Origin of the sequence: Anaerotruncus sp. 1XD42-93 (assembly GCF_009917605.1) — a bacterium.
Taxonomy (GTDB): Bacteria; Bacillota; Clostridia; order Oscillospirales; family Ruminococcaceae; genus Anaerotruncus.
Map to the genome: position 1 here is coordinate 92,729 of NZ_QZEG01000004.1, position 25,127 is coordinate 117,855.

The 25,127-nt window shown below is 56.7% G+C and carries 23 protein-coding genes and 1 other annotated feature; of the genes, 17 read left to right on the forward strand and 6 right to left on the reverse strand.

Going from position 1 to position 25,127, the window contains the following annotated elements:
* Positions 1 to 53 precede the first annotated feature (53 nt).
* The 6 genes from D5269_RS02910 to D5269_RS02935 all read left to right on the forward strand — a co-directional run bounded on the left by D5269_RS02910 (position 54) and on the right by D5269_RS02935 (position 6,232).
* Positions 54 to 443: a thioesterase family protein gene (locus tag D5269_RS02910; RefSeq protein ID WP_120482890.1), complete on the forward strand. Its 390-nt coding sequence runs from the start codon at positions 54 to 56 to the stop codon at positions 441 to 443.
* Positions 440 to 1,087, forward strand: a complete 648-nt coding sequence (locus D5269_RS02915) for an HAD family hydrolase (protein WP_120482892.1) — start codon at positions 440 to 442, stop codon at positions 1,085 to 1,087. The genes D5269_RS02910 and D5269_RS02915 overlap by 4 nt, the downstream gene beginning before the upstream one ends.
* A gap of 106 nt (positions 1,088 to 1,193) precedes the next feature.
* Positions 1,194 to 1,442, forward strand: a binding site (T-box leader).
* A 55-nt stretch (positions 1,443 to 1,497) separates the two neighbouring features.
* Entirely contained in the window at positions 1,498 to 2,082 is a 585-nt protein-coding gene (locus D5269_RS02920) for an XRE family transcriptional regulator (protein ID WP_016314837.1), read from the forward strand.
* Positions 2,083 to 2,086: 4 nt separating this feature from the next.
* Positions 2,087 to 3,739 carry an AMP-binding protein gene (locus D5269_RS02925; protein ID WP_120482894.1) on the forward strand — a complete coding sequence of 551 codons (1,653 nt, stop codon included), beginning with the start codon at positions 2,087 to 2,089 and terminating at the stop codon, positions 3,737 to 3,739.
* Between the two features lie 275 nt (positions 3,740 to 4,014).
* Positions 4,015 to 4,731, forward strand: a complete 717-nt coding sequence (gene yunB / locus D5269_RS02930; RefSeq protein ID WP_161909964.1) for a sporulation protein YunB — start codon at positions 4,015 to 4,017, stop codon at positions 4,729 to 4,731.
* Positions 4,732 to 4,969: 238 nt separating this feature from the next.
* Positions 4,970 to 6,232 carry a chloride channel protein gene (locus tag D5269_RS02935; protein ID WP_120482898.1) on the forward strand — a complete coding sequence of 421 codons (1,263 nt, stop codon included), beginning with the start codon at positions 4,970 to 4,972 and terminating at the stop codon, positions 6,230 to 6,232.
* 87 nt (positions 6,233 to 6,319) lie between these two features.
* Here D5269_RS02935 and D5269_RS02940 read toward each other — a convergent pair whose 3' ends face one another.
* Positions 6,320 to 6,871: a maltose acetyltransferase domain-containing protein gene (locus D5269_RS02940; protein ID WP_120482900.1), complete on the reverse strand. Its 552-nt coding sequence runs from the start codon at positions 6,869 to 6,871 to the stop codon at positions 6,320 to 6,322.
* A gap of 219 nt (positions 6,872 to 7,090) precedes the next feature.
* On the opposite strand from D5269_RS02940, the gene D5269_RS02945 reads away from it, so the two are divergent.
* The 3 genes from D5269_RS02945 (at position 7,091) to pheA (ending at position 10,839) form a co-directional block, all read left to right on the forward strand.
* Complete coding sequence (locus tag D5269_RS02945) at positions 7,091 to 8,125, forward strand: sugar kinase (RefSeq protein WP_120482902.1); 1,035 nt, start codon at positions 7,091 to 7,093, stop codon at positions 8,123 to 8,125.
* Positions 8,126 to 8,524: 399 nt separating this feature from the next.
* Complete coding sequence (gene aroF, locus D5269_RS02950) at positions 8,525 to 9,541, forward strand: 3-deoxy-7-phosphoheptulonate synthase (RefSeq protein WP_016314844.1); 1,017 nt, start codon at positions 8,525 to 8,527, stop codon at positions 9,539 to 9,541.
* Positions 9,542 to 9,699: 158 nt separating this feature from the next.
* A complete protein-coding gene (pheA, locus tag D5269_RS02955; RefSeq protein ID WP_016314845.1) occupies positions 9,700 to 10,839 on the forward strand; it encodes a prephenate dehydratase in 1,140 nt (379 codons plus the stop codon).
* Between the two features lie 200 nt (positions 10,840 to 11,039).
* Here the strand turns inward: pheA and D5269_RS02960 are convergent, their stop codons facing one another.
* Together D5269_RS02960 and D5269_RS02965 are read right to left on the reverse strand one after the other, a co-directional pair.
* The gene (locus tag D5269_RS02960; protein ID WP_120482906.1) at positions 11,040 to 11,423 is read right to left on the reverse strand and encodes a DUF2500 domain-containing protein; all 384 of its coding nucleotides are present in this window, start codon (positions 11,421 to 11,423) and stop codon (positions 11,040 to 11,042) included.
* Positions 11,424 to 11,455: 32 nt separating this feature from the next.
* Positions 11,456 to 12,391, reverse strand: a complete 936-nt coding sequence (locus D5269_RS02965) for an ATPase, T2SS/T4P/T4SS family (RefSeq protein WP_016314847.1) — start codon at positions 12,389 to 12,391, stop codon at positions 11,456 to 11,458.
* 274 nt (positions 12,392 to 12,665) lie between these two features.
* Here D5269_RS02965 and D5269_RS02970 point away from each other — a divergent pair, with 274 nt between their 5' ends.
* Positions 12,666 to 13,991, forward strand: a complete 1,326-nt coding sequence (locus D5269_RS02970; protein WP_120482909.1) for an MATE family efflux transporter — start codon at positions 12,666 to 12,668, stop codon at positions 13,989 to 13,991.
* A 331-nt stretch (positions 13,992 to 14,322) separates the two neighbouring features.
* On the opposite strand, the gene D5269_RS02975 is transcribed toward D5269_RS02970, so the two are convergent.
* From D5269_RS02975 to D5269_RS02985, 3 genes are all read right to left on the reverse strand, one after another.
* The gene (locus tag D5269_RS02975) at positions 14,323 to 14,682 is read right to left on the reverse strand and encodes a hypothetical protein (RefSeq protein WP_016314849.1); all 360 of its coding nucleotides are present in this window, start codon (positions 14,680 to 14,682) and stop codon (positions 14,323 to 14,325) included.
* Positions 14,683 to 14,721: 39 nt separating this feature from the next.
* Positions 14,722 to 15,162 (reverse strand): cell wall hydrolase, encoded by a 441-nt coding sequence (locus D5269_RS02980; protein WP_016314850.1) that lies wholly within the window; start codon positions 15,160 to 15,162, stop codon positions 14,722 to 14,724.
* A 64-nt stretch (positions 15,163 to 15,226) separates the two neighbouring features.
* Positions 15,227 to 16,717: a polysaccharide biosynthesis C-terminal domain-containing protein gene (locus tag D5269_RS02985; protein ID WP_158604831.1), complete on the reverse strand. Its 1,491-nt coding sequence runs from the start codon at positions 16,715 to 16,717 to the stop codon at positions 15,227 to 15,229.
* A 131-nt stretch (positions 16,718 to 16,848) separates the two neighbouring features.
* Here D5269_RS02985 and D5269_RS02990 point away from each other — a divergent pair, with 131 nt between their 5' ends.
* The 7 genes from D5269_RS02990 to D5269_RS03020 all read left to right on the forward strand — a co-directional run bounded on the left by D5269_RS02990 (position 16,849) and on the right by D5269_RS03020 (position 25,062).
* The gene (locus D5269_RS02990) at positions 16,849 to 17,724 is read left to right on the forward strand and encodes a class B sortase (protein WP_016314852.1); all 876 of its coding nucleotides are present in this window, start codon (positions 16,849 to 16,851) and stop codon (positions 17,722 to 17,724) included.
* A 281-nt stretch (positions 17,725 to 18,005) separates the two neighbouring features.
* The gene (locus D5269_RS02995; protein WP_120482913.1) at positions 18,006 to 18,671 is read left to right on the forward strand and encodes an ATP-binding cassette domain-containing protein; all 666 of its coding nucleotides are present in this window, start codon (positions 18,006 to 18,008) and stop codon (positions 18,669 to 18,671) included.
* 170 nt (positions 18,672 to 18,841) lie between these two features.
* A complete protein-coding gene (locus D5269_RS03000; protein ID WP_120482915.1) occupies positions 18,842 to 20,560 on the forward strand; it encodes a hypothetical protein in 1,719 nt (572 codons plus the stop codon).
* 15 nt (positions 20,561 to 20,575) lie between these two features.
* Positions 20,576 to 21,712 carry an ABC transporter permease gene (locus D5269_RS03005; RefSeq protein ID WP_120482917.1) on the forward strand — a complete coding sequence of 379 codons (1,137 nt, stop codon included), beginning with the start codon at positions 20,576 to 20,578 and terminating at the stop codon, positions 21,710 to 21,712.
* On the forward strand, positions 21,712 to 22,731 hold the full coding sequence (locus tag D5269_RS03010; RefSeq protein WP_120482919.1) for a hypothetical protein: 1,020 nt from the start codon (positions 21,712 to 21,714) through the stop codon (positions 22,729 to 22,731). Before D5269_RS03005 ends, D5269_RS03010 begins: the two co-directional genes overlap by 1 nt.
* Positions 22,732 to 22,841: 110 nt before the next feature.
* On the forward strand, positions 22,842 to 23,516 hold the full coding sequence (locus tag D5269_RS03015) for a response regulator transcription factor (RefSeq protein ID WP_016314857.1): 675 nt from the start codon (positions 22,842 to 22,844) through the stop codon (positions 23,514 to 23,516).
* Positions 23,500 to 25,062 (forward strand): HAMP domain-containing sensor histidine kinase, encoded by a 1,563-nt coding sequence (locus tag D5269_RS03020; protein WP_120482922.1) that lies wholly within the window; start codon positions 23,500 to 23,502, stop codon positions 25,060 to 25,062. The genes D5269_RS03015 and D5269_RS03020 overlap by 17 nt, the downstream gene beginning before the upstream one ends.
* The last annotated feature ends 65 nt before the right edge of the window (positions 25,063 to 25,127 follow it).

The following is a 25,127-nucleotide window of genomic DNA, read 5'->3' on the forward strand; positions in this document are numbered from 1 at the left end:
CGGAATATGGTACAATCCAATCATGACAGGTTCTTAGAAAAGGAAGGATTGCAATGATTGGAAAGACCAAAGAGATCAGTGTAACAGTGGACCGGGAGAAACTTGCCTGCACCGTGGGGAGCGGGAGCCTGGAGGTGTTCGCAACCCCGATGATGATTGCCGCGATGGAGCAGGCCGCCTGCACGCTTTTGCAGGAGTTCCTGGAGGAGGGGCAGACCTCGGTGGGAACCATGATGCATGTCGCACATTCAGCGGCGACCCCGCTCGGGATGCAGGTGACAGCGGCCGCCACAATCACCGCACAGGAGGGACGCAAGGTAGAATTTGAGGTATCCGCGCGGGATGCGTGCGGGGAGATCGGGCGGGGGACCCATACGCGGTTTATCGTCGACGCAGCAAAATTCCTCTCCAAGACCAACGCGAAGCGGGAGGCGGCAGAGTGAAAACACTGGTGATCTTCGACCTGGATGGCACCCTGCTGAACACGCTTGACGATCTCGCGGCTGCGGCAAACCATGCGCTTGCGGAACAGGAGCTGCCGGTCCACCCGGTGGAACAGTACAAAACATTTGTCGGAGATGGGGTCTATAAGCTGATCGAGCGGATGACGCCGCCCGCCCAGCGGGCGGACACCGCGCTGGCCGCCCGTTTGAAGGAGGGGTTCGACCGTTATTATGCGGCACACGGCGAGGAACTGACCGCTCCCTATCCGGGCGTACTCGACACGCTTGACGCCCTGCGGGAACGCGGCGTGATCTGCGCGGTGCTTTCGAACAAACCACATGAATTTTCAGTCCCGCTCTGTAAGCGGTTTTTCGGCGACCGGCTCCGGTTCGTCCATGGGCAGCGGCAGGGGTATCCCCGCAAGCCCGACCGCAGGCTGGTGACCGAGCTGCTCGAACTGGCGGATGCCCAGCCGGAGGACTGCCTGTATGTCGGGGACTCCGGGGTGGATATGCAGACCGCCAAAAATGCGGGTGTATTCGCGGTCGGTGCACTCTGGGGCTTCCGCACCCGGGAGGAACTGGAACAGGCCGGTGCGGATACGTTTGCCGGGTCGATTGAAGAAATCCTGCATCTGCTCTGACCGGGCCGGCACATTGAAAAACAAGGGCTTCCATGGTTCAAGCGGTATTTTCTGGGAGACGCTTGACAAACGCTGCGTGATGGTGTAGAATAACCCCAATATCTGAACAAAGGCAGGGAGAGGGACGGCAGGTTCCGGATTCCGTTTACAGAGAGCCGGTGGTTGGTGGAAACCGGCAGCGGAGGGGATTTTGTTTATCACCCTTGAGCCGGGCACTCAAAACGGTTGTGAGTAGGTGTCTCCGCTGGACAGCGTTACAGGTCAGGAGCTTGTTGGAGCTCTGATGAGAGGCGCAGATCTGCGCAATGCGGGTGGTACCGCGGGTATGTTTGGTAAAAACAGGCTCGTCCCAGTGTTGGGGCGGGCCTTTTTGTTTTGTTCAGAGAAGATTTTTTTTGGAGGGATCGACCATGCAGGATCAGATTTTGGAAATTGCACAGCGAATCCGCACCTTGCGGGAGATTATGGAGTTCACCCCGGCGGAGATGGCGCGGGCAGCGAGCGTCACCGAGGCGGAGTACCAGGAATATGAGGCGGGGAACAAGGATTTCAGCTTTACCTTCCTCTATAACTGCGCGCAGAAGTTCGGGGTGGACATCATTGAACTGCTGACCGGTGAAACCCCGCGGCTGTCCTTTTATTCGATCGTCCGCAAGGGCGAGGGACTGAACATCGAGCGCCGCAAAGGGTTCACCTATCAACATATGGCCTACCGGTTCCAGGACAAGACGGCCGAACCGTTCCTTGTCACCGCGCCCTATTTTGCGGAGGAGCAGGACCAGCCGATCCATCTGTCCCGGCATCCGGGGCAGGAGTTTGATTACATCATCAAAGGACAGCTCAAAGTGCAGATGGAGGGGCACACCGAATATCTGCATGAGGGCGACGCCATCTACTATGATTCGGGCCACGGCCACGGGATGATCGCGACCGGCGGGGAAGAATGCGTATTTCTGGCAATCGTGATGAAGGACGAAGAAGAAAAAGGGGAGTAACAGGATGGATATGGAACATTTTTACCAGCGCTTCTGCAAGGAGGGGTTCGACGAGAACGGAGTGCTCAGCTTTTTTGAGCCGCTTCCTGCGGACAATTTCAACTTTGCCTATGACGTGGTGGACGAGATCGCGCGGCTGGAGCCTGACCGCCGGGCAATGGTCTGGTGCAATGTCCCGGGTGAGGAGCGGGTATTCACCTTTGGCGAGATGAAACAGTATTCGGACAGGTGTGCCCAGATGCTGGCCAGACGAGGGGTCAAAAAGGGCGACAAGGTGCTCCTCGTGCTCAAGCGGCACTACGAATTCTGGTTTACCGTTCTCGCACTGCATAAGATCGGTGCGGTTGGCGTCCCGGCAACCAACCTGCTCACCACCAAGGACATCCTCTACCGGTTTGAAGCGGCGGGCATCACTGCCTGTGTCTGTTCGGGAGAATGCAGCATCACATCCTATGTTGATGAGGCCTGTCAGAAATATCAGGACATCGGCGCGAAATGGATTGTGCGCGGCTCTCGCGAAGGCTGGCTCTCCTATGACGAGGAGATGTCCCAGTGTGACGGGAACTGGGAACGGATAGAGACCTCCAAAGATGACCCGATGCTGCTCTATTTCACCTCCGGGACCACCGGCTTCCCCAAGATGGTGGTGCATAATATGGCTTATCCGCTGGGGCATATCGTAACAGCGCGTTACTGGCACAATGTCCACGCCGACGACCTGCATCTGACGGTTTCGGAGAGCGGCTGGATGAAATGTGTCTGGGGCAAGCTCTATGGACAGTGGCTCGCCGGTGCGTCGGTCTTTGTCTATGATTTTGATAAATTTGTCCCGTCCGACCTGCTGCATGTGATGGAGAAACACAAGGTCACCACCTTCTGTGCGCCGCCGACCGTCTACCGGTTCTTTATCAAAGAAGGGCTGGGGGAGTACAACCTTTCCAGCCTGCGTTATTCGACTACCGCCGGCGAAGCGCTCAACCCGGAGGTCTATAACCGCTGGTTCGAGTTCACCGGGCTCAAGCTGATGGAATCCTACGGCCAGACCGAAACAGTGGTGCAGACCGCCAACTTTGTTGGGACTACCCCCAAGCCCGGCTCCATGGGCAAGCCATCGCCGCTTTATGACATCCACCTGGTAGACGAGGATGGGAAGGATGTCCCGCGCGGCGCGGTGGGCGAGATTGTGATTAACACCGATAAACCGCATTATGCGCTGTTTTCCGGCTACTATCGGGACGAAGAGATCACCCGGCAGGCGTGGCATGACGGCTACTACCATACCGGGGATACCGCATGGATGGATGAGGATGGGTATTTCTGGTATGTCGGGCGGACGGACGACGTAATCAAGGCGTCGGGCTATCGGATCGGCCCGTTTGAGATCGAAAGCGTCCTGATGGAGCATCCCTCGGTGCTCGAGTGCGCGGTCACCGGCGCGCCTGACCCGATCCGCGGCACCGTTGTCAAGGCAACCATCGTTCTGACAAAGGCATATCAGCCGTCTGAAGCGTTGAAGAAAGAGCTGCAAACCTATGTAAAACGCCAGACCGCACCGTATAAATATCCGCGGATCGTCGAATTCGTTGATGAGCTGCCCAAAACCATCTCGGGTAAGATCCGCCGCACCGAAATTCGGGCGAAGGATCAGCAGAAATAAAACAGCAGAAACACAAAAGGCACGTAGTGGAAGATACACGTGCCTTTTTGCTGCCTGAAAATCAGGGCAGTCTTTCAAAAACGGAAGAGCTGAGATCGCCCGCCTGCTATCCGGAACATACCACTTCGTCAGAAACCATTCCGCTGTGTTTTTGCGGTCCGTTTTTTCAGTACCTTGAAGATATATGCGGCAATGATACGGAACCCGGAGGGTTTTTGTGCACTTTTGCAGGCTGTATGAATATAGTGGAAGAGATGCTTTCGGGAGGTGGACAGGTGAAACCGATCGTAATTCGAGTGAAAAAGAAAAAGCTGCGGGCGATCAAATTGGTTTTGGCAGGGGTGTTGGCGATGGTCCTTGTGCTGGTGATGGACAGCCGTCTCCGCCCGCTGATTACCATGATTGCCTCCTATCAGGCGAAACTCTCGGCGACCCGCTCGATCAACAATGCGGTCATCGAGGTGATCTCTAAGGAGGATGTGGTCTATAACAACATCATCAGTATGGTGCAGGACGAGAATGGCGAGATCGCCTCGATCGAAACCGACATGATTACCGTCAACCGGTTGAAATCCGAGATCACCAACCAGATTTCTGACCAGCTTCTGGAGGATTCCGACCGCGCAGTCCTGATCCCGATCGGTACGGTACTGGGCGGGCAGCTCTTTTCGGGACGCGGCCCCAACATGGAATTCCGCATCCTGCCGGCAGGATATGTCCACACCGAGATTTATAACAACTTCGAGTCCGCCGGGATCAACCAGACACTGCACCAGATCATGCTTTCGGTCGATGCGACGGTCAGCGCGGTTGCCCCGGTCTATACCACAACCACCGACATCACCACCAACTTCTGCATCGCCGAAACGGTGATTGTAGGCAAGGTGCCGCAGGCGTTCACCGACATCAACGGCGATAAATCCAGTCTGCTGAACATGAGGAATGATTATGCCGCGGAACCTCCGGCAGAGTCCCCTGCGGGGATTTCCTGATTGAGTGGCGGCCGGTCTGAGGAAAGCGAGAGGTCTGACAGGCGCAGCCTCTGGAAGGAACCCGTTCCTTTCGCCTCTGCTTTCTCAAGAGGTTCCCCATGTCCCAGTTTTGTGTCTTATGCGGGCGTCATCCAGATGATTTTTTTACCCAATTTGTGCGCAATCCCTTTTGCAGACGCTTGGAATGTGTTAAAATAGAAAACGTAGACCGAAGGCGGTCTAAGGGAGGGGCGTACATATGCGTTTCGATTGGAGAGAGCGGATTTTGGTTCCGGTGCGGGCAAACCTTGCCAGCTTCTGCCGATGGCTGATGGTTGCGGCGGCGGTTGGTTTGGTGGTCGGTGCGGCGGGAAGTACATTTTATTACCTGCTCCACTGGGTTACCGATCTTCGCACCAAACATGGATGGCTGGTTTGGCTGCTGCCATTTGGAGGGCTGCTGATCGTGGGCTGTTATCGGTTGAGCAAGGTGGAGACGCCCAAAGGGACCAATCTGGTGCTGGCAGCAGTGCGCTCGGGGGAGCCGCTGCCTGCGCGGATGGCGCCGCTGATTTTTGTTTCCACGGTCCTGACCCACCTGTTTGGCGGTTCCGCGGGACGCGAAGGGGCAGCGCTTCAGCTCGGCGGGAGCCTGGGAACACTGGTCGGACGGTGGCTCAAGCTGGATGACGACTGCAAAAAGATCGTGATTATGTGCGGGATGAGCGCGGGTTTTACAGCGCTGTTCGGTACGCCGGTTGCGGCGACGGTCTTTTCGATGGAGGTCATCAGCGTCGGGGTGATGTACTACGCGGCATTGGTGCCCTGCGTGGTTTCAGCGGTGGTTGCATATGCACTGGCGGGGCGCCTCGGCATACCGCCCGAAGCGCTTTCCATCCAGACGGTCCCGGCGTTTGCGCTTTCGACAGCATTGCGGGTACTGCTGCTGGGGGTGCTCTGCGCGGGGATCAGCGTGGTGATGTGCGCTGCGTTCCATCAGGCAAACCGGCTGTTCCGGCAGTACCTGCCCAACCAGTATTTGCGGGCATTTTCGGGAGGGGTCCTGGTGCTCCTGCTGATGCTGGTTTTCCAGACCCGGGACTACCTCGGCGCGGGGATGCCGGTCATCAAAGCCGCGATCACCGGGCAGGCACGTCCGGAAGCATTCCTTCTCAAAATCCTGTTCACCGCAATCACGCTCGGTGCGGGATTTAAGGGGGGAGAGATCGTCCCGTCGTTTTTTGTCGGCGCAACCGGCGGCTGTCTGATCGGGCGGATGATCGGCCTGGAACCCGGCTATGCGGCGGCGCTGGGAATGCTTTCGGTGTTCTGCGGAGTCACCAACTGCCCGATCACGGCGCTTGTGCTTGCGTTCGAGATCTTTGGGTTCGTTTCCCCAAAAGGGTTTCTGCTTGCACTCGCATCCAGTTATATGCTCTCTGGATATTACAGCCTGTACAGTGCACAGAAGATCATGTACAGCAAAATGCGCCCGAAGTACATCAACAAGCCGACCCATTGAAGGTTCCGCAGGGCTGCCGCCGCGTGTATGTAGTGGCAAAAACGTGCGAGGGTTGTCCGAAATAGGGTGAGGGTGGTGTACCGGAGGTCAGACCTGTTTTAGGATGCGGGCGGGGTTCCCGCCAACCACTACGTTGTCCGGCACATCCCGGATGACCACCGCGCCCGACGCAACCACCACATTGTTCCCGATCGTAACGCCGGGGTTGATAACCGCATGGCCGCCGATCCAGACATTGTTGCCAATCGTGACCGGCCGGGCAAATTCGCGCCCGGAGTTGCGGGCCTGCGGGTCGATCGGGTGGGTCGCGGTGTAGATGCCAACCTGCGGCGCGATCATGCAGTTGTCACCGATCGTGATGGGGGCGGCGTCGAGCATCACGCAGTCAAAGTTTGCGTAGAAGTTATCCCCCACCCAGATGTTGAAGCCGTAGTCGCATCGGAATCCCGGCTCGAGGTAGGGGTCTGCGCCTGCCGCCCCGAACAGTTCCCGGGTCAGCGCTTCGCGTTCCTCCCAGTGGCCCTCCTCCATCTGGTTGTATCGCCGGCAGAGCGCACGTGCACGCATTCGTGCGGCGAGCAGGACAGGGTCGCCAGGGGCATACAGTTCCCCGCGGATCATCTTTTCTTTTTCGGTCATGTGGAACACCTCGGTTTGTTTTTTTAAGGTTGTATAATCGACCCGCTTAAAAACAATCAGTTGTTTTTAAGCGGCAGGCAGAAGCCCGCCAGCACGCCGGACAGGCTCGGCCCGTGTATCGTCCTGGCCACAGCTATTATACCATATTCCGGCAGGAGACGCCATTGCTTTTGGTACAAAGATGCAGATTTGTTAGTTTGAGAACAGGAGTGTGTCAATATGGAGTTAGGCAATCGTACAAAAGAATTTGACGTTGTGGGGTTTGGAGAAATCATGCTGCGCCTTTCCCCAACCGGCTTGGAGCGGCTGTCCCAGTGTGAAACGCTCGAGAAGCGTCCGGGCGGCAGTGAGCTGAATGTGGTTTCGGGCATCTCGCTGCTTGGGCTGCGCACTGCGGTAATCACGAAGGTCCCGGACAACGATATGGGCAGATTTATCAAAAACAAGATCCGGTTTTATGGGGTCAGCGATGATTGCCTGATCTACGATCAATCAGATAAAAAACGCATCGGCATCTATTATTATGAAAGCGGAGCTTATCCGCGCAAGCCGGCGGTAATGTATGATCGCGCTTATTCGTCGATCAACAGCATCTCGATTGACGAGATCAACCCCGCCATCTATCAGGATACCCGCGTGTTCCACACCAGCGGGATTTCGCTCGCGTTAAGCCGGAACTGCCGGACCGCCGCAGTCGAGATGATCAAACAGTTCAAGGCTGGAGGCGCGGCGATTTCGTTTGATGTCAACTACCGCGCCAATCTCTGGGACGAGGAGGAAGCGCGCAAAACGATCTATGAGATTTTGCCCTATGTGGATGTGCTGTTTGTCTCGGAGGAGACTTCCCGGAGGATGATGCAGCGCAGCGGCACCATGGAAGAGATCATGAGAGGCTACTGCAGCGAGTTTGGCTGCAAGGTGGTCGCCTGCACCCAGCGCAAGGTCAAAAGCCCCAGGTGCCATTCGTTCAACTCGACTATCTATCTGCACGAGGAGGACAGGCTCTACACTGGTGTGCCGTTCGAGGACATCGACGTAATCGACCGGATCGGTTCGGGCGACGCGTATGTCGCGGGAGCGCTGTTCGGAATGCTCAAATATGGAGATATACAGCAGGCGGTCGATTTTGGAAATGCAATGTCCGCGGTCAAAAATACGATCGTTGGGGACATGCCCGCCTCCGATTTTGAGGAAATCCAGCGGGTGATTACGATCAACAATTCCGGCAAGTCCGGGGATGAGCTGAACCGGTAAAGCCGGAGCCGGCGGGTATTCCGCCCGCCGGTTTTCCACTTATAAGCAGTACAGATTTAAATTGATAAAGTAAATTTTCCAAAACCCCTTGACAGTGGCACCAATCTTGCTATAATAGAGTCAAACCATTTGAAAAGATTCCAGGAGGAAGCCATGAACTGTCTGACCAGCAAACAGAACCGATTTAACAGCTTTTTTAGCTGGGGCTATTATTACGGCACCGGCTTTATTTGCTGTGACCATCGTTGTGTTTGTGAGCGGAGATAGTTCCCGGAGTGGCGGATTCAGGAACGATTCAAGAGAACTCATTGACGCAATGGGTTCTCTTTTTTGTTGTCCCACAGGATGCAAGCGAGCGGCCCGGCGCGTCCCAGATCAATTTTCAGGAGGATTTTAGCCATGATTGTTATTATGAAACGGGGAACCCCCCAGAAGGAAATCGACAAGCTTTCGGAAGCGCTGATTGCAAAAGGGGTGGAAGTCAATCCGGTGGTCGGAAAGGACCTGACGATTCTCGGCCTTGTCGGGGACACCAGCAGGATCGACGACAGCTGGATCGAGGCGAACCGGAACGTCATGCGGGTGATGCATGTTGCGGAGCCGTTCAAAAAGGCGAATAAAATGTTCCACCCAGAACCGACTACCATCCATGTGGGCGGTCAGGAAGTGGGCATGAACAGCCGCCTTGCGCTGATCGCGGGCCCCTGTTCGGTTGAGAGCGAGGAGCAGATCTGCGGAATTGCGGCCGAGGTCAAGGAGGCGGGCGCGAACTTCCTGCGGGGCGGAGCGTTCAAGCCGCGTACCAGCCCGTATGCGTTCCAGGGCCTGAAATACGACGGGCTGGAGCTGCTGATGGAGGCGCGGGAAAAGACCGGGCTTCCGATCGTGACCGAGATCATGGCGCCTCATGACATCGAAATTTTTGAGCGGGAAGTTGATGTGATTCAGGTGGGAGCGCGCAACATGCAGAATTTTGATCTGCTGCGCGAGCTTGGAAAAACCCGCAAGACAATTCTGCTCAAACGCGGCCTTTCCGCAACGATCGAAGAATGGCTGATGTCAGCTGAATACATCATGGCGGGCGGAAACGAAAGCATCATCCTCTGTGAACGCGGAATCCGCACCTTTGAGCAGTACACCCGCAATACCCTTGATCTTTCTGCGATCCCCGCGATCCGGAAACTCTCCCATCTGCCGGTAGTGGTGGACCCGAGCCATGCAACCGGGAAATGGTGGATGGTTGATCCGCTTGCCAAAGCAGCGGTCGCGGTCGGTGCGGACGGTCTGATCGTCGAGGTACACAACGACCCGGCAAATGCGCTTTGCGATGGTCCGCAGTCGATCAGACCGTCGGTCTACAGGCAGCTGATCGACGATATCCGGCCGATCGCGGCGGCTGTTGGGCGTGCCATGTAAGACCCGCTGCGCGCCGGCAAGGGATATTGCTTAGAACGGCGTTCCCGCCTTTCGGCGAATACCGAAGCGCACCAATCCCGATATTCAGGCAGGGCGGCAAAGCCCCATTTTTGTGAAAAATCTGACGCAATGTGCTTATGGGAAAGAGAGATGGTTCTATGGCAGATTTGAGTGATTACCGCAAGGAGATCGACGAGATTGACCACCAGCTGGTACCGCTTTTTGAGCAGCGGATGGAGGTCGTCCGGAAGGTTGCCGCATACAAAAAAGAGCACAATCTGCCGGTGCTCCATGCAGGCCGGGAGGAGGAGGTCCTCCGGAAAGCTGCGGACAGTTTGAAAAACCCTACCTATGTGCCGCAGATACGGCAGTTTATGAATCAGGTGATGGAATTGAGCCGCGCCAGCCAGCACCAGCAGATTGCGGACAGCCAGCCGCCTATCCAGGGGGAACAGCCACATCTGTTCGAGGGCAGACTCGGATATTTTGGGGTCGCGGGCTCGTTCACCGAGCAGGCCCTGCTCGACTTTTTTGGTGAGGGGCGTCAGGCTGCGTCCTATCCGGAGATCGAGGATGTGTTCGCCGCCCTTCATACTGGGGAGATTGATTTCGGGGTAGTGCCGATTGAAAATTCTTCCACAGGTTCGATCACCAAGGTCTATGACCTGCTGGGCAGTTATCGGTTTTATATTGTAGGGGAACAGAGCGTCAGAATCAGCCAGAATCTGGTCAGCGTAGCGGGTGCAACGCTGGACACCATCCGGACGATCTATTCCCACGCGCAGGGGATTGAGCAGAGCGGGAAATTTCTGGCACAGCATCGCAGCTGGCAGATGCTGCATTTTCATAACACCGCGATCAGTGCCAAGATGGTCGCGGACGAGGGAGACCCATCCAAGGCAGCGATCGCGAGCCGCAGGGCCGCTGAACTGTATGGTCTGACGGTAGTTGCGCCGGACATTCAGGACAACAGCCAGAACACGACCCGGTTTATCGTTGTGGCGCGGGAGATGTGTACGGCGGATGCAGATAAAGTGAGTATCTCGTTCCTGCTCGACCACGCTTCGGGCACCCTTTACAATGTGCTCCGGCATTTCTCCCAGCAACAGGTCAATATGGTAAAGATCGAGTCTCGGCCGATTCCGGATGTGCTTTGGAACTACCGGTTTTATCTGGACTTTGAGGGCGATCCGGCAGACGCGCGGGTCAAGGCGCTGTTAGAGTCGATCTCCAGAGAGAGCAAGGGGTTCCAGATGCTTGGCGCTTATCGGAGCAGCGGCTCCCGGCGGACCAATTGAGACAGCGTCCGTTTGGCTCCTGTGATCTTGATTCAAAAGCTTCGTCCACCTTTTCAAAGGTGGCGGGGTCGAGGGGCGGGGCCCCCGCTGCGGAAGCGCATTTTTGGAGTGGTTTGCAGTTTGAAGAACAGAAAGAGGGGGCTTTTTTTAAAAAGCCCCCTCTTTATCAAGATTATGAAATGGATCAAACAGAAAACGGTTTATGTCCGCTCAAAAGACAGGTATCTGGTTCCCTGAAACGACAGGTTTCCATGGTCGCCCTCTGCAAGCATACCAAAGTCGGTGCCGCCCACAGCGAACTCCATCCGATCGCCGCTTTCAACCTGAAAGGTCACATAATACCAGGTGGCGGAGGTGGTATGGAACCCATGGGCGCCGCTGGCGTCCCCTGCGTTTGCGTGATGATGCGAGATCTCGGTTCTTTTGGTCACAACCACAGCCGGAACCGTCAGCCGCGGCGACTGGTTGTTCCGGTTCCAGGTGCGAAGGCCGCTGACCATCGTTGCAACAAAAACCCCGATCACCAAAAGAAACACAACCGGGACCAGGAGTTCCAGGATTCCAAATACAAAACCAAATCCCATCTCGTCACCTCCATCAATGAGTTCCCCCTGGGTCAGGGCTTCATAAACTCCCGGATCAGGGAGGTTTCGGGGATCAGCGCGGAGGAGATGCCGAAGAAGTGCTCCGCAGATTCCCGCAGACGCAGGACGATTTCCGCATAGTGAGAATCGGCCGGGGTGTTGTCCAGAGCGGTGAGGATGTCGTCGTGATAAAGGAACGGCTCATAGCTATGGGTGGAATCTATGTGGCAGTCGGCATACTTGCGGAACGGACGGATATAGAGCTTTTCCCCCATCATCACGTAATCCCACATCCGGAAGGTGCCTTCCGCGGAGGTGTTCCGGTAGGTGTAGTCGCGGAGTACCCGCCGGGTGAGGCGCAGGTCGCGTGCCGGGAAGAGCACCTGCCCGTCGCTGTCCACAAAATCGCTATGTACGCTGACATAAATCCGCAGGGTGGAAAAATCCGACACCGGCTGGGAGATCAGCGGGTTAAGCGCATGGATCCCTTCAAAGATCAGAATGGTGTCCTGATCAAAGGTAAGATCGACCGACTGTGCAGACCGCTCGTTGACCGAGAAATCGTAAAGCGGGAACTGGGAATGCCCGGTGGTGAGCAGTTCGGTGACCCGGTTTTCAAAATAAGGGATATCCAGGCCCTCAATGCTTTCGTAGTTCTGATAGCCGTCCTTCCAGCGGGGAAGCTCGGAGGCATGGCGGTAGAAGTTGTCGAGCGAGATGGTGCTGACCTTTTTGCCATGCTTTTGCAGGACGAGTGAAATTTTCTGAGCGGTCGTTGTTTTGCCCGAGGCAGAAGGCCCGGTCACCAGTACGATGCACTTTTTTTCCCGGATGATCCGGTCGCAGACCTCGTCAATCCGTTTCTGATAGCGGTCCTCGGCTTTCTGCACAATCTCCTGCGGGGATTGTGCCATATGGCCGTAAAAGCTGGAACAGTTGATCCTGTCGAGAAGGGGATTATAACGCATAAAAACCTCCTTGAAGATGGGATAGAATGCCCCGTTTTTGATAGCTGTATCGAATTGGCAGCGTTTTCTCTGCCGGATGAAAAAGCAAGGATGGAACTGCTTTGACTATACTATACTATACCATGTTGCCTGCCGGATGGCAAGGGCAGACTGCACAAAACGTATGCGGCAGGGGTGTACAAACCGTACAGGTCTCCAAACTCTGCCAAAAGGCTTGCAATCTTCCGGAAAAAGGTTCAGAATAGAACCTTAAAGAGAGAAGGTGGAGTGCGTTTTGTTTACAAGGAAGGACCTGGTGCGGCTGATTGTTCCGCTGATTATCGAACAGGTGCTCGCGGCAACCATCGGCATTGCAGACACCCTGATGGTTGCGAGCGTGGGAGAGGTTGCGGTCTCGGGCGTTTCGCTGGTCGATTCGATCAATATTCTGCTGCTACAGGTGTTTGCCGCCCTTTCCACCGGCGGCGCGATTGTTGCCGCGCAGTACCTCGGGCGGGAGGATGCCGAAAACGCCAACCGCGCCGCAAGACAGCTGATGGTGGTCACCACACTGGTTGCGGCCGGGCTGGGGGCAGTCTGCCTGGCTGTGGGGCCGGCGATCCTGCATCTGCTGTTTGGGTCGGCAGAACAGGCGGTCATGCAGAGTGCACAGACCTACTTCTGGCTTTCCGCCCTCGGGTATCCGCTGATTGCTATTTATAATGTATCAGCGGCGCTCTTCCGGGTGCAGGGAAACTCCCGCATCTCCATGTTTGCCGCGCTGGTGATGAATGTGACCAACATCGGCTTCAACGCGCTTTTGATCTTTGTATTCCGGATGGGGGTAGCGGGTGCGGCACTGGGTTCGCTGATCGCGCGCATGTGCGGCACTGCACTGCTTCTCTTTTTCCTGCGGAATCCGCACAACCGCCTGCATCTGGATACCCTCCGGGGATTCCGGTTCGACCGGGAGATGATCCGAAATATTCTTCGGTTAGGCATCCCCAACGGACTGGAAAACGGTATCTTCCACATCGGGAAGATCATCGTTGCAGGGCTGATTGCCTCGTTCGGGACGGTGGCAATCGCGGCAAATGCGGTAAGCAACAGCATCCTTACCATGTCCCAGATGCCCGGTTCGGCGCTGGGGCTTGCGATGGTGACAGTCATCGGGCAATGCGTCGGTGCAAGGGACTATCCGCTGGCTAAAAAGTATATGTTCGGGCTGACGGGAGTGTCTTATGCGCTGATGGCTGCACTCAACCTCCTGATGATCTTTTTTCTGCCGCCGGTTATCGGCTGCTTCGGGCTTTCGGAAGAAACCGCCCGCGCGGCATGGGAGGTCTGTGTGGTCTGCTGTATCGGAAATGCCCTGGTTTGGCCCGCCTCGTTTACCCTGCCAAATGGCCTGCGGGCCGCCAATGATGTGAAGGTTACGATGATTGTTTCGGTACTCAGCATGTGGATATTTCGGGTGGGATTCAGCTATATCCTTGGTGCATGGCTGGGGATGGGGCTGCTTGGCACCTGGCTTGCCATGATTATCGACTGGGTTGCCCGCGCCGTCGTCTTTACTGTTCGTACGATGGGCGGAAAGTGGCAATACATAAAAGGTGTCTGAAGCGCAGGCTGGCGCTTATGCCAGCGGCAATGACGGACAGGGCAGTTTGGCTTCTGCTTTTCAAACAGCAGTTTGCTGTGAAATGATGGTTTACATGTCCATGAGCGGATATAAATTTCCTTTTCTGTAAGAAACTATAAAATAAAAAATGGCCGCTCTTTTTTACCCTTCTGCCACATAAATTAACCTTAAATTCATTTTTTCACCCCCCTTTGCAGGCTTGTTTTTTTCACAAAGCTGTGTTATGATAGGGTTTGTTGAGGATTGAGAAACAGAAGACCCGCGCGGTTTCCAGACGGATTGCCGCGCGGGCGTTTATGCGAACCGGTTATTATCCCATTGCTCTAGGGCGTGGGATGGTGGGTTGGGGTTGCTGTGGAACGTTGGCCGGGGGCGTGTGCCTGTCATAGAAGGTGACGAACTTAATCGAGTAGAGGTCGCAGACGACATACCGGTCCTCCGCGCTCTGGTAGAGGGTAATAAAGTTGTTTCCCGCGTTGTAAAGGATCCCCTCCTTCTGCACCAGCCCGGAAGTGCCGATCAGGAACTCAACGACAACATAATAGCCAAGATTTTCGGTCAGCACCGAGACGAACGACGAGGCGTACACCTGCTCGGTATTCTGTGGGTCGAGCACCTCCTGTACGTCGGTAGCGGGGCTCATGGTTCTCCCCATTGCATCCATTGGCATTGCGATCATCCTTTCCGAAAGTTGTGGGGTGGGCATCCCCTAAGTCTGATAGTAGGCGTCGGTCGGGTTGTAGAAACAGTGGTCGCCGATGCGGTCGGCCAGAATCCCGACATCGCTCGGGAAGTATCTGCGGCAGGTGGGTGAAAACGGGTTGAAAAACCAGAGCGACTGCCCAAGGTTGATCAGCCGGTTCCCAGCGATTGCCCAATCTGCAATCTCGTAGTGGATCGGCTCCGGACGCATGTTGTAGACATTCTGTGGATTATACCGCCCGCGCTCGGTCTCGGACATGCAGACAAACTGCCCGGTCTGGTAGAGGATTTTACGGATACTCCCTTGGCCGACCCGCGCATACTCTCCGCCCGGGGCATTCACCCGGTTCATGACCACGCTGGCTACCGCTTTCATACCGTTTTCGCCTTCCCCGCCGGCTTCGCACTGGATTAGCCTGGCAAACAGTTCCCTGTCGTCCAACGGCATGGATACCGCCTCCTTCCTTTTTAAACTGGCTGAATGATACAGTCTATGGAGGGGCCGCCTGTCCCTATGCCGGGATTTTCCCGGGCTTGCAGCAGGTAACGCGCAGAAGAAGCAGGTAGGCCAATCCGGAAACTGTCGCGGCGGTGATGGTCCGCAGCTGGGAGAGCGGGAGGGAAGCCGCTTCTACTGCAAGCCGCCCGAGAAGGACTGCGATTGCAATGCAGAGGACCGGACGGACCACCCGCTCGAAAAGGTCGAGACGGAACTGCGTCACCTTAACCAGCCGCCAGAGGCTGAGTGAAAAGTTGAATACCTCACTGCCGCAGATAATCAGGATATAGCCTTTGATGCCCAAAACGGGCAGCAGCAGCCAGACGGCTGCGAGGCTGAACAGTGCGTCGATTACGTTATAGCGCATGACGCTGAGCTGTTCGTCCAGCCCCTTGAGCATATTGTCCACTGCGGTATCCAGATACATTACCGGAATCACCGGCGCAAGCAGCCGGATATAGATTCCTACATCGGGGTTTTCCGAGATAGCTGCCCCGATCCCGCCCGAAAAGGCAAAGACAATCCCACAGACCCCGATCGAACATCCGAGTGTGAGAGCAAACATCCGGTCGATCATCCCCGCCACATCCTCTTTGAGGCTGTGCGACTGCGCGAGTTCGGGCACGATCAGGCAGTTGAACGCGTTCAGGAAGGCGTAGGGGAAGAGGATGACCGGAAGCGCGACCCCGTGAACCGCACCGAAAACAGCGACCGAATCGGCGGCGGCAAGCCCGCCCGCCTGAAGACGCACCGGTACAAGCAGATGCTTGACGGTGGCAAGCCCCGAACGCAGATAAGAACTGAAAGCGACCGGCAGAGCAATGCCGCAGAGCTTCCGGGTCAGGTGCGGGGAGCGGCTGCCATGGTAGCGCCGGCGGTCGATCAGATAGAGCGCCAGCTCGAACAGGCAGGAGCCCGCTTCAGCGAGCACGCCGGCCCCCGTGATGGCGAGACAGGCGTATTCCAGCCCTGGAGGGACCAGGCAGGCAAGCGCGAAAATGGTCAGGGCGATCTTGAGGAACTGTTCCAGTACCTGGGAGGCTACCGCCTTGACCACCCTGCGCACAGCGGTGAAATACCCGTTGAGGGCGCAGCAGACCGACAGGAATGGCATGCTGAAGGCCATCAGCCGGAGCGGACGGACCGTATCAGCGTTCTGGAGCCAGTGCAGGCCGATGTACGGCCCGCCGAACCAGAGTGCCAGCCCGGTGAGCCCGCCAAAAAGCAGGCTGAACCCGATGCACCGGCGCATGGCGCCGCGTACATCCCCTTGTTTTGATACCGTTTCTTCGGCGACCATCCGGGTGGCGGCAAGGTTGATCCCTGACGCCGCAAAGGTGGTTGCCATGGAATAGACTGACATCATCAGCTGGAATACCCCCATCCCGACGGCCCCGAGCCGGTTGGAGATGTAGAGGTTGAACCAGACGCCAATGCTGCTCATCGCGAGGGAGGTGACCGTCATAATGAGCGCATTCAGCAGAAATACCTGCGATTTTTTCATAGCTTCACCACACATTTGCTTTGATTCTCTGATCAGTTAAATATATGTGCCGGATCAGAAAAAAACACCGTTTCAAAGTGTCCGCGCAAAAAAACGTGGGGCATTAAATCACGATAAAGGATGGGAATTTTATGCAAAAGATCATGAAACGTATCGCCGCATTTATGCTGGCAGCCATGATGGTCGCTTCGATGAGCGCCTGTAACCGCCAGAGCGAGGAGGAGCCCGGCTCGAGCGCAAGCTCGGGGACCAGCTCGTCCGCTTCCTCTACCAAGTCGAGCAGCAAGGGCAAGGATGACTATAAGCCCACCGTCCCTGATGTTGCCGACAAGATGAAGGCCGCCAAGGAGAAGAACGCAGATGTGGTGGGCTGGCTCCAGATTCCGAACACCACGATCGACGAAGCGGTTGTCCAGACCACCGATAACGACTTCTATCTGCGCAAAGACGTTGAGAAAAACTATGCCTATGAGGGCTGCTACTATGTGGACTATGAGAGCGAGCTGAAGAACAACGGCAAGGACCTCCCGCAGAACACGATCATCTACGGGCATAACCTCGGCACCCCGATGGGCGTCAAGGACGATCCCGAGGGGGTTAAATTTGCACAGTTGCTCAAGTTCAACGAAGAGAAGTTCGCCAAAGAGAACCCGTACATCTATTTCACCACCGAGGGTGCACAGCATATCTTCGAGATTTTCGCGGTTGCCTACTGCGAGCCGACCACCAGCCCGGTTCCGTATCACATGGCTTCCTATGACGGGGATAAGTTCCTCCGTCTGGTGGATGATATGATGGACCGCTCGCTCTGGACCTATGAGGTACCCTTCTCTGAGGATGACAAGATCATCACCCTCTCGACCTGTACCTACAAATATGGCACCTACAACCAGAACCCGAACCAGCGTTTTGTCGTGTTCGGCAAGCTGGTCAAGGATGGCGAGTCGTTCCACAAGGAAGCCAACCTCAAGCCCAACGCGAAGATCAAAGAGCCGAACTTCGGCTGATTTCAAACGATGCGCCGCTGATGCAGATTTCTGCATCAGCGGCGTGCAGTTTTGTCGGGCCTGTATGTTTTTCCTGTCCCCTTTTCCTTTGTTTCTCGGTTTGTATTGATGAAAACATTGTGCTATAATAGGCGCAGACCAGATGGTTTTGCTGCCACAACAGCGGGCTTATAGGTCGGGACGGTCTGCGGGCGGGCGTCCGTTCTTGTCCTGATGGCCCGTTCCGACACAAGTTGTGAACAGAGAGCGCGAAAACAGAACCGGAAAGGGGGCGATGCGGCGTGCTGGAGCTGTCCAGGATTGTGAAATCGTTTGGCAGCAGCAGAGTGCTTGATGGGGTCAACCTGAAAGTCGATGCCGGGGAAGCGGTCTGTATTGCCGGGGCGAATGCAGCAGGGAAAACCACTCTGCTGACCATCGCAGCCGGGATGCAGAAGCCGGACAGCGGCTCGGTCGCGGCGGAAGGGAAACTGGGGTATGTTTCCCAGGAGCCAGCGCTGTTCGGGGAGATGACGGTCAGAGACCATCTCCGCCTGTGGTATGCGGCGAATAATCTGCCGGAGAAGCTGCTTTTTTCCGCATCCGCGCCCGAGACGATGCTCGGCCTGCACCTTCATGCGCGCAAAAGGGCGGACCGTCTCTCCGGCGGGGTCAGGAAGCGGCTTTCGATCGCCTGTGCGCTGGCGGGAGACCCTCCCGGGCTGCTGCTCGACGAGCCGTTCACCGCCCTTGATCTGCAAACCAAAACCGATATTCTCGCGCTGCTTTCCGATCTGAAACAGCGTAGAAAGGGGCTTTTGTTTACTTCTCACGACCCGTCTGCGGTCGCGGCAGCAGCCGACCGGGTGCTGTTGCTGCGGGATGGCGCTATTTCCGGGGAAATCCGGCTCGCGGGTGAGCAGGAAGACCGCATCGCACAGGTGATCGCGCTGCTTTCCCAGACGTAATCCGGGCTAGGCAATTGTGGCCGCAGCTTCTGCTGCGGTTCGCAGTGCGGCGCGGCACAGAGAAACTTCGGAGAGGGATCTGCGTTCGGGAAGCCCGGCTGGGCCGCTGCCAAGGGTTCTTGTCAAAAGATGTGGAGAAGGCCAGAAGGATAGATTAGGAGGAAAGAAAGATGGATATGGAAGAAAACAAGGGGATGCAGCAGCCGGAGCAGCTGTCTGAAAGCGGTGTTATGCAGTCGACTGCTGCGCCGCAGGAAAATATGCAGCAGTCGGCGGAGCCGTCCCAAACACCGGGGCAGCCGGAGAAAAAGAAGCCGGCCGTTCTGTTTGTCGTGGCAGGGCTGGTGCTCCTGCTGGTGGTGCTGGTGATCCTGTGGGTAAGCGGCATCTTCGGGAAGGACCCCAAAAAAGCGGTCAACGATGCGATAGAAGCCACACAAAAACAATCGGAGGATCGGATTGAGCGGATCAGCGCGGAGATCCCCGCTGCAAAATCCATGATAGATACCTCGGTGCAACCCGAGAAAAGTGATTTTGAGCTGGAGTTCCAGTCGCTCGAAGGGGGAGACACCTCGCTCCAGATCGTTTCAAAGCTGTTTGCAGGCTTTGGGTTAAAGGGTACGGTTGTGACCGATCCGGAGAATGGGGTCATGGAGCTGGACGGTTCGATCGCCATGAGCGGTTCTGAACTGCTGGGACTCTACTTTTTCCTGTCGCCTGAGACCTACGCGGGCGGCATTCCAACCTTTACCGATACAATGGTCTCGATTGATCCCCAGACATTTGCTGACGATATGCGTGCAAGCCGGTTTTATGACCCACAGACGATGCCGGACGAGCAGCTGGAGGAGCTTCAGGAGATGCTGACGGCACAGGCCGGGATGATCCAGTCAGCGGGTGGCCTTGATATCAGGGCGATACAGGAGGATATCCGGAAAATCCTCATGGACGCGCTGGAACATGCAACCTATCAAAAGGTCGGGAAAGAGGGCAAGGATACCGCCTATGAGGTGAAGATTCCGGGTGCGGATATCAAACAGGCACTGGTCGATCTGGTGCGGTATCTCTACATAGACTCGCCGATCGGCGAGCTCTATGACAATGCGTTCCCGGCTGAAATGTTCGATGGAAAACGCTACTCCGAGATGATCGAAGAGGATATGCTCCCCGAAATAGAGGAGAGTATGCCCGAGATGGATGCAACATTGGTTTTCCAGATCAACAGGACCATCCGCTCGGTCCAAGCGAGCTTCGTTCCGAATGATGGCGGAGAATCCGGCTTTGAAACCATTCTGGCGGACATCAGCTACAGTGAGGCCGGCGATACGTCAATGACCGTTGAGATGGGCTTCTCGGAGGAAGGCGTCAGGAAGGGTTCTCTCAGCGCCGAGATTTCCGATCGCTATGCGGACGGTGTCTACGAAATGTCCCTGACATTTGACCTGTCAGGCGAGGAAGCGGGGGAACCGGTCGCGATCCAGATAGACGAGCAGCTCACGATGGACAAAAACGGAAGATATGCGCTCGGTTTTGACATGGGCTTTGACGGGATGGGCCTTGACCAGATGGTACCCTCGATCGGCATTCAGCTGGATGGGACGGTCACAGCCGACGGGGAGAATACCATTTGGGAGTTCCCGGTTGTTTCAGGCAAGGTGGGCTATCTGGACGATTCCTACACACTGAACTTCACCTGCAAATCCACTTCCAGCCCGATCACGGTGCCATATGAAGCGTCGAGGACGCTCACCCCGCTGTTCGAGATGGGGGAAAGCGATCTGGATGCTTGGGTCAGCGAATATGAGGCCGGTGCACAGGCCCTGTTCGGCAGTCTGTTCGGATATGCTATGGGGTCAGCAGTGCCGGAGGCAGGGCAGCCGGCAGCGTGACGAGAAGGAGAAACGATGCGGTTATTCACAACTTCTCTATGGATTGCGTGCAGGCACAGCGGCAAAAAGCTGCTGTGCCTGCTTTGCATCCTTGCGGTCTGCGGCCTGCTGGGCTATGCGGCACTTGATGCGCTGGACACCGAGCCTCCCGGGCCGGTACAGATCGCACTGGTGAACGAGGACAGCGATCCGCTTTCCCGGATGGCGGTGCGGATGGTGGTTGGGCAGGACCGGCTGGACTCGATGTTTGAGGTACACCCGGTTACCCGGGAAGAAGCCGATGCAGGCGGTTTTGGGGCGGTCATCACGATTCCGGACGGCTTCCTTGCCGGGGTGCTCAATGGGTCCAATCCCAGCCCGGTCGTCGAAGTCCATGCCGCCAACCCGCTGGAGGCGGTTTGGGTCCGTCAGATGGCGCGGACAGGGGCGGAATATCTGACATTGGCGCAGCTCTGCGTTTATACGGTGCAGGAGGGGGTCGGCTACGGCGAGGGGCTTGCTCCCGGCCAGTACACCCTCCTGCTCACCGACGTGAACCTGGAAGCGATGCGCGCCATCCTTGAGCGGGATTCCCTGCTTGGAGAATCCCCGCTTTCGGCGACGGGCGGTCTTTCATTGCCCGCGTATTATCTGGCCGCGCTCTTTCCGGTTCTGGTTCTCTGCTATGCATTTTTCTATCAGCCTACGGTTGCGTCGCTCCGCCGCTTTTCTTCCCTCTGTGGGAGAAAGCTCGCTCTGTTCGGCGCGGCATGGCTGCATTTGTTCCTGCTGATGCTGTTCCCGACAGCACTGCTTTTCTGGCTGGGGGAACGCTCGGCGCGGATGGCTGCGGTCTGGCTGCTGTTGGGCGCCCTGCTCGGGACCGCAAGCCTGCTGCTGCTCCTGCTCTTCCGGAGGAGAACAGCTTCTGCCGTTGGATGCCTGTTGGTTTCGGCTGGGTTGGGGTTCTGTTCAGGCGGGTTCCTCCCGCTTGGGCTGATGCCCCCTGCTTTTTCCCGGATCGCCCCGTTTACTGTGACCGGACAGGCACGTGTTCTCGCATCAACCCTGCTTGGGGAGCCGGTCACAGGGACAGGGGTTTTACAGGCAGTGGGAATGACCGTCTGCTTTTTACTGTTCTGTGGATTTCTATGGCGAAGGGGGGAACGGTGATGCGGTATTTCTTTACCCTTTTGCGGCTCCGGATCAAGGCGGGGGCCGCCTCCAGGACCTTTCTGCTCACCGCCGTCTGTTTCCTTGCACTCTCAGCGGTGCTGTCCGCGGCTCTGCCAGATTCCAGCCGGATGAGTCTGGAGGTCGGCCTGGTGGCGGAAGGGGAACGGGCAGAACGGGTTACAGCCCGCCTCATGCAGAACGAGGACTATCGGTTTATCCGGTATCCCGGACAGGAAGCGGCAGAGCAGGCGGTTCTGGCCGGGAAGCTGCACTGCGGATATCTGCTGGGTGCGGAGGAACCGCCGATCATCGCGCTTTCGACCAGAAGCGCCTATATGCGCCCGCTGATCGATGAGATCGTGTTCGCAGCTTGGTTTGAAGAGGAGATGCCGGTGCTCGCAGCGGAACGTCTGACCCAAAACGGCTTTTCGGATGCACAGGCGCACGCCGATTTCGAACGTCTGCGGGAGGAAGCGGAACCGATGACCGTGGTTCTGCGGCAGTCGGGCGGGCAGGCACTCGATACACTCGCGGAGAGCAGCGTCCAGCCGCTTCTGTATGCGGCGCTGGTTTCGGCATTCCTGGCAATCTCGCTCGCTGCCGGGCTGCTGGGGGAGAGCGGCCGGGACCGCGCGGTCAGACAGCTCGCGTTGGTGTCCGGGCATCCGCTGGCAACCGTTTTTGCCGGGACGCTTTCACAGGCCCTGCTGAACCTTCTCGTGCTTGTGGCGTCCGATCTGCTGCTTGGCGCCCTGCTCGATCATCCTGCCTATCCGCTGTATGCGCGTCTGGCCATGCTGGCGATACTGGCGGTGGCTTCCGCCCTGCTCACCGCCGTTGTTTCGCTGTCCGGCAGGCTCCGGGCAGTGGTTCCCGCGCTGTTGCCGCCCTTTCTGCTGGTGAGTATCCTCTGTTCGGGGGCGATTGTCCGGCCGGAGCTGCTGCCCGCCGGGTTGGGGGCTTTACGGTTCCTGTCGCCGGCATGGTATGCCCTGCGGCTTCTGTCGATCCTCTAAACCGGAAGGCCCGTCAGGAGATTGTAACCAAACCGCAAAGGTTTCCACACATTTGCAACACAAAATCCGCCCATACTGGAAAATGGCAACACAGGAAAGGTGGTTTTCGGATGGACAGTAAAATTTTGCTTGCAGAAGATGAGGCGAAAATTCGCCAGCTGGTTTCCAGCTATCTGGTGCGGGAAGGGTTCAAGGTGATCGAAGCGGCGGACGGGCAGCAGGCGGTCGACCGGTTTGAGGACAACGAGGATGTGGTCCTGGTGATGCTCGATGTGATGATGCCCCGCAAGGACGGGTTCGATGCCTGCCGGGAGATCCGGGAAAAATCCGATGTGCCGATCCTGATGCTGACCGCCCGGGACGCCGAACAGGACGAGGTGACCGGTTTCCGGATGGGGGCAGATGAGTACATCTCCAAGCCGTTCTCCCCGACCATCCTTGTGACCAGAGTGAAAAACCTGCTCAAACGCACAGCAGCCAACGACATGAGTGATGTGCAGGTAGGCGGGGTGAAAATCCTCTACCGGGAGCGGGCGGTGACAGTGGACGGCAGGCGGATCGTGACCACCCCCAAGGAGTTTGATCTCCTGTATTACCTGCTGAAAAACGTCAATATTGCCCTGACGCGCGACCAGATCATCTGCACAGTCTGGGAGATGGATTACAGCGGGGACGACCGGACGGTGGATACCCATATCAAATGCCTGCGCGCCAAATTGGGGCCCTACGCGAAATGTATTATCACCGTACGGAAGGTGGGATACAAATTTGAGTGGCTGGAGTAGCTGGGGAATCCGGCGAAAGCTGTTCACAGCGGTGTTGATGATCCTGATCTGCAATGCGGTGGTGCTCCTGTTCATGGGGTCTACCCTGTTCGAGGTTTTCTATATGAACAGCAAGGTTGCCAATCTGAAGGATGCAGCCAAGCGGATCAGGCAGGCATATGAGGGGAACAGCGAGACCTTTTACGATGAGATCAGCTCGATCGAAAATGAAAACGCGCTTGTGGCACTTTTTATGGTGGAGGAAGATGGAAAAATAGCGGAAATCTACCGCTCCCGCCCGCAGAAAATGGAGGAGCTGGAACATGAACTGGAGAAGTTTCCGCCTTTTTTAAAGGAAAAGCACCGGCATTATGAAGAGATGCAGGGACGGCTTCGGGCGCGCCTGCTTGAGACCGGTGAGGACAGTCTGATCGAACTGGGAAAGCCGGATGGGCGGGAGGAACCATGGGACAACAGCATCAGCCTTTCCTGCAAGCTGGATGACGGGCTTTATCTTTACATCTACACCCCGCGCGATTATATCAGATCCACAGCCGAGCTGGCAGTGAAGTATACGGCGCTCCTTTCGATCGGGATTCTGCTGGCGGGGTCGGTGCTGATCTATCTGCTGGCGGCACGAATGACCCGTCCGCTCAACGAGATTCGTACGGTAGCGGGCAAGATCGCACAGATGGATTTTTCCCAGAAGTGCAGGGTACACGGCGGGGACGAGATCGCACAGATCGCCGGCAGCATCAACGATATGTCCGAACAGCTGGAAGCAGGGATCGAAAAACTGGTCGAAGCGAACGAGGTGTTGCAGAATGATCTGCTGCGCCAGCAGCAGACCGACCGGATGCGCCAGCAGTTTGTGGCGAGCGTTTCGCACGATTTCAAAACCCCGATCACCTTGATGGTCAGCTATGCAGAAGCGATGGAGAACGAGACGTCCGAAGCCGCACGCCGGGAATATTGCGAAACGATCATCAGCGAGGGAAACCGGCTTTCACATATGGTAGGGCGGATGCTCGACCTCTCCAAGCTCGAAAACGGGATTGACAAGGTGGAATGCTCGATCTTCTGCCTGAGCGAGGTGGTGGACGGGGCAATGAAAAACTACCGGCTTCCCACCAGCCGCCGCGGGATAGAGGTGCGGCGGGAGATCGAGGACGAGTTTATCGTGGAAGCGGACTACCATAAGATAGAACGGGTGGTCGCAAACCTGTTTGAAAACGCGGTGAAGTATGTGCCGGATGGTGGGGAGATCCGGGTGATAGTCCACAGAAACGGCGGATGCTGCCGGGTCGGGGTTGAAAATACGGGAGAACCGATCCGGGAGGAGGAGATCGAAAGCCTGTTTGACAGCTTTTATCGCGCGGACCAGTCCCGTTCCTGTACCGACGGCTATGGTCTGGGTCTGGCGATTGTCAAGGTGATTATGGAGGCGCACAACCAGCGTTATGGTGTGGAGAACACCGGGACTGGCGTGCGGTTCTGGTTTGAGCTGCCGCTCGTCGAGGTGGAGGACCCCGAGGAGGATGGCGAAGAGGATGACCAACATCCCTGAAGAGAATCTCGAGCAGATGCCTGTAAGTGTGCAGTGTACAGGAAGCATTTTGATGATAAAAGACC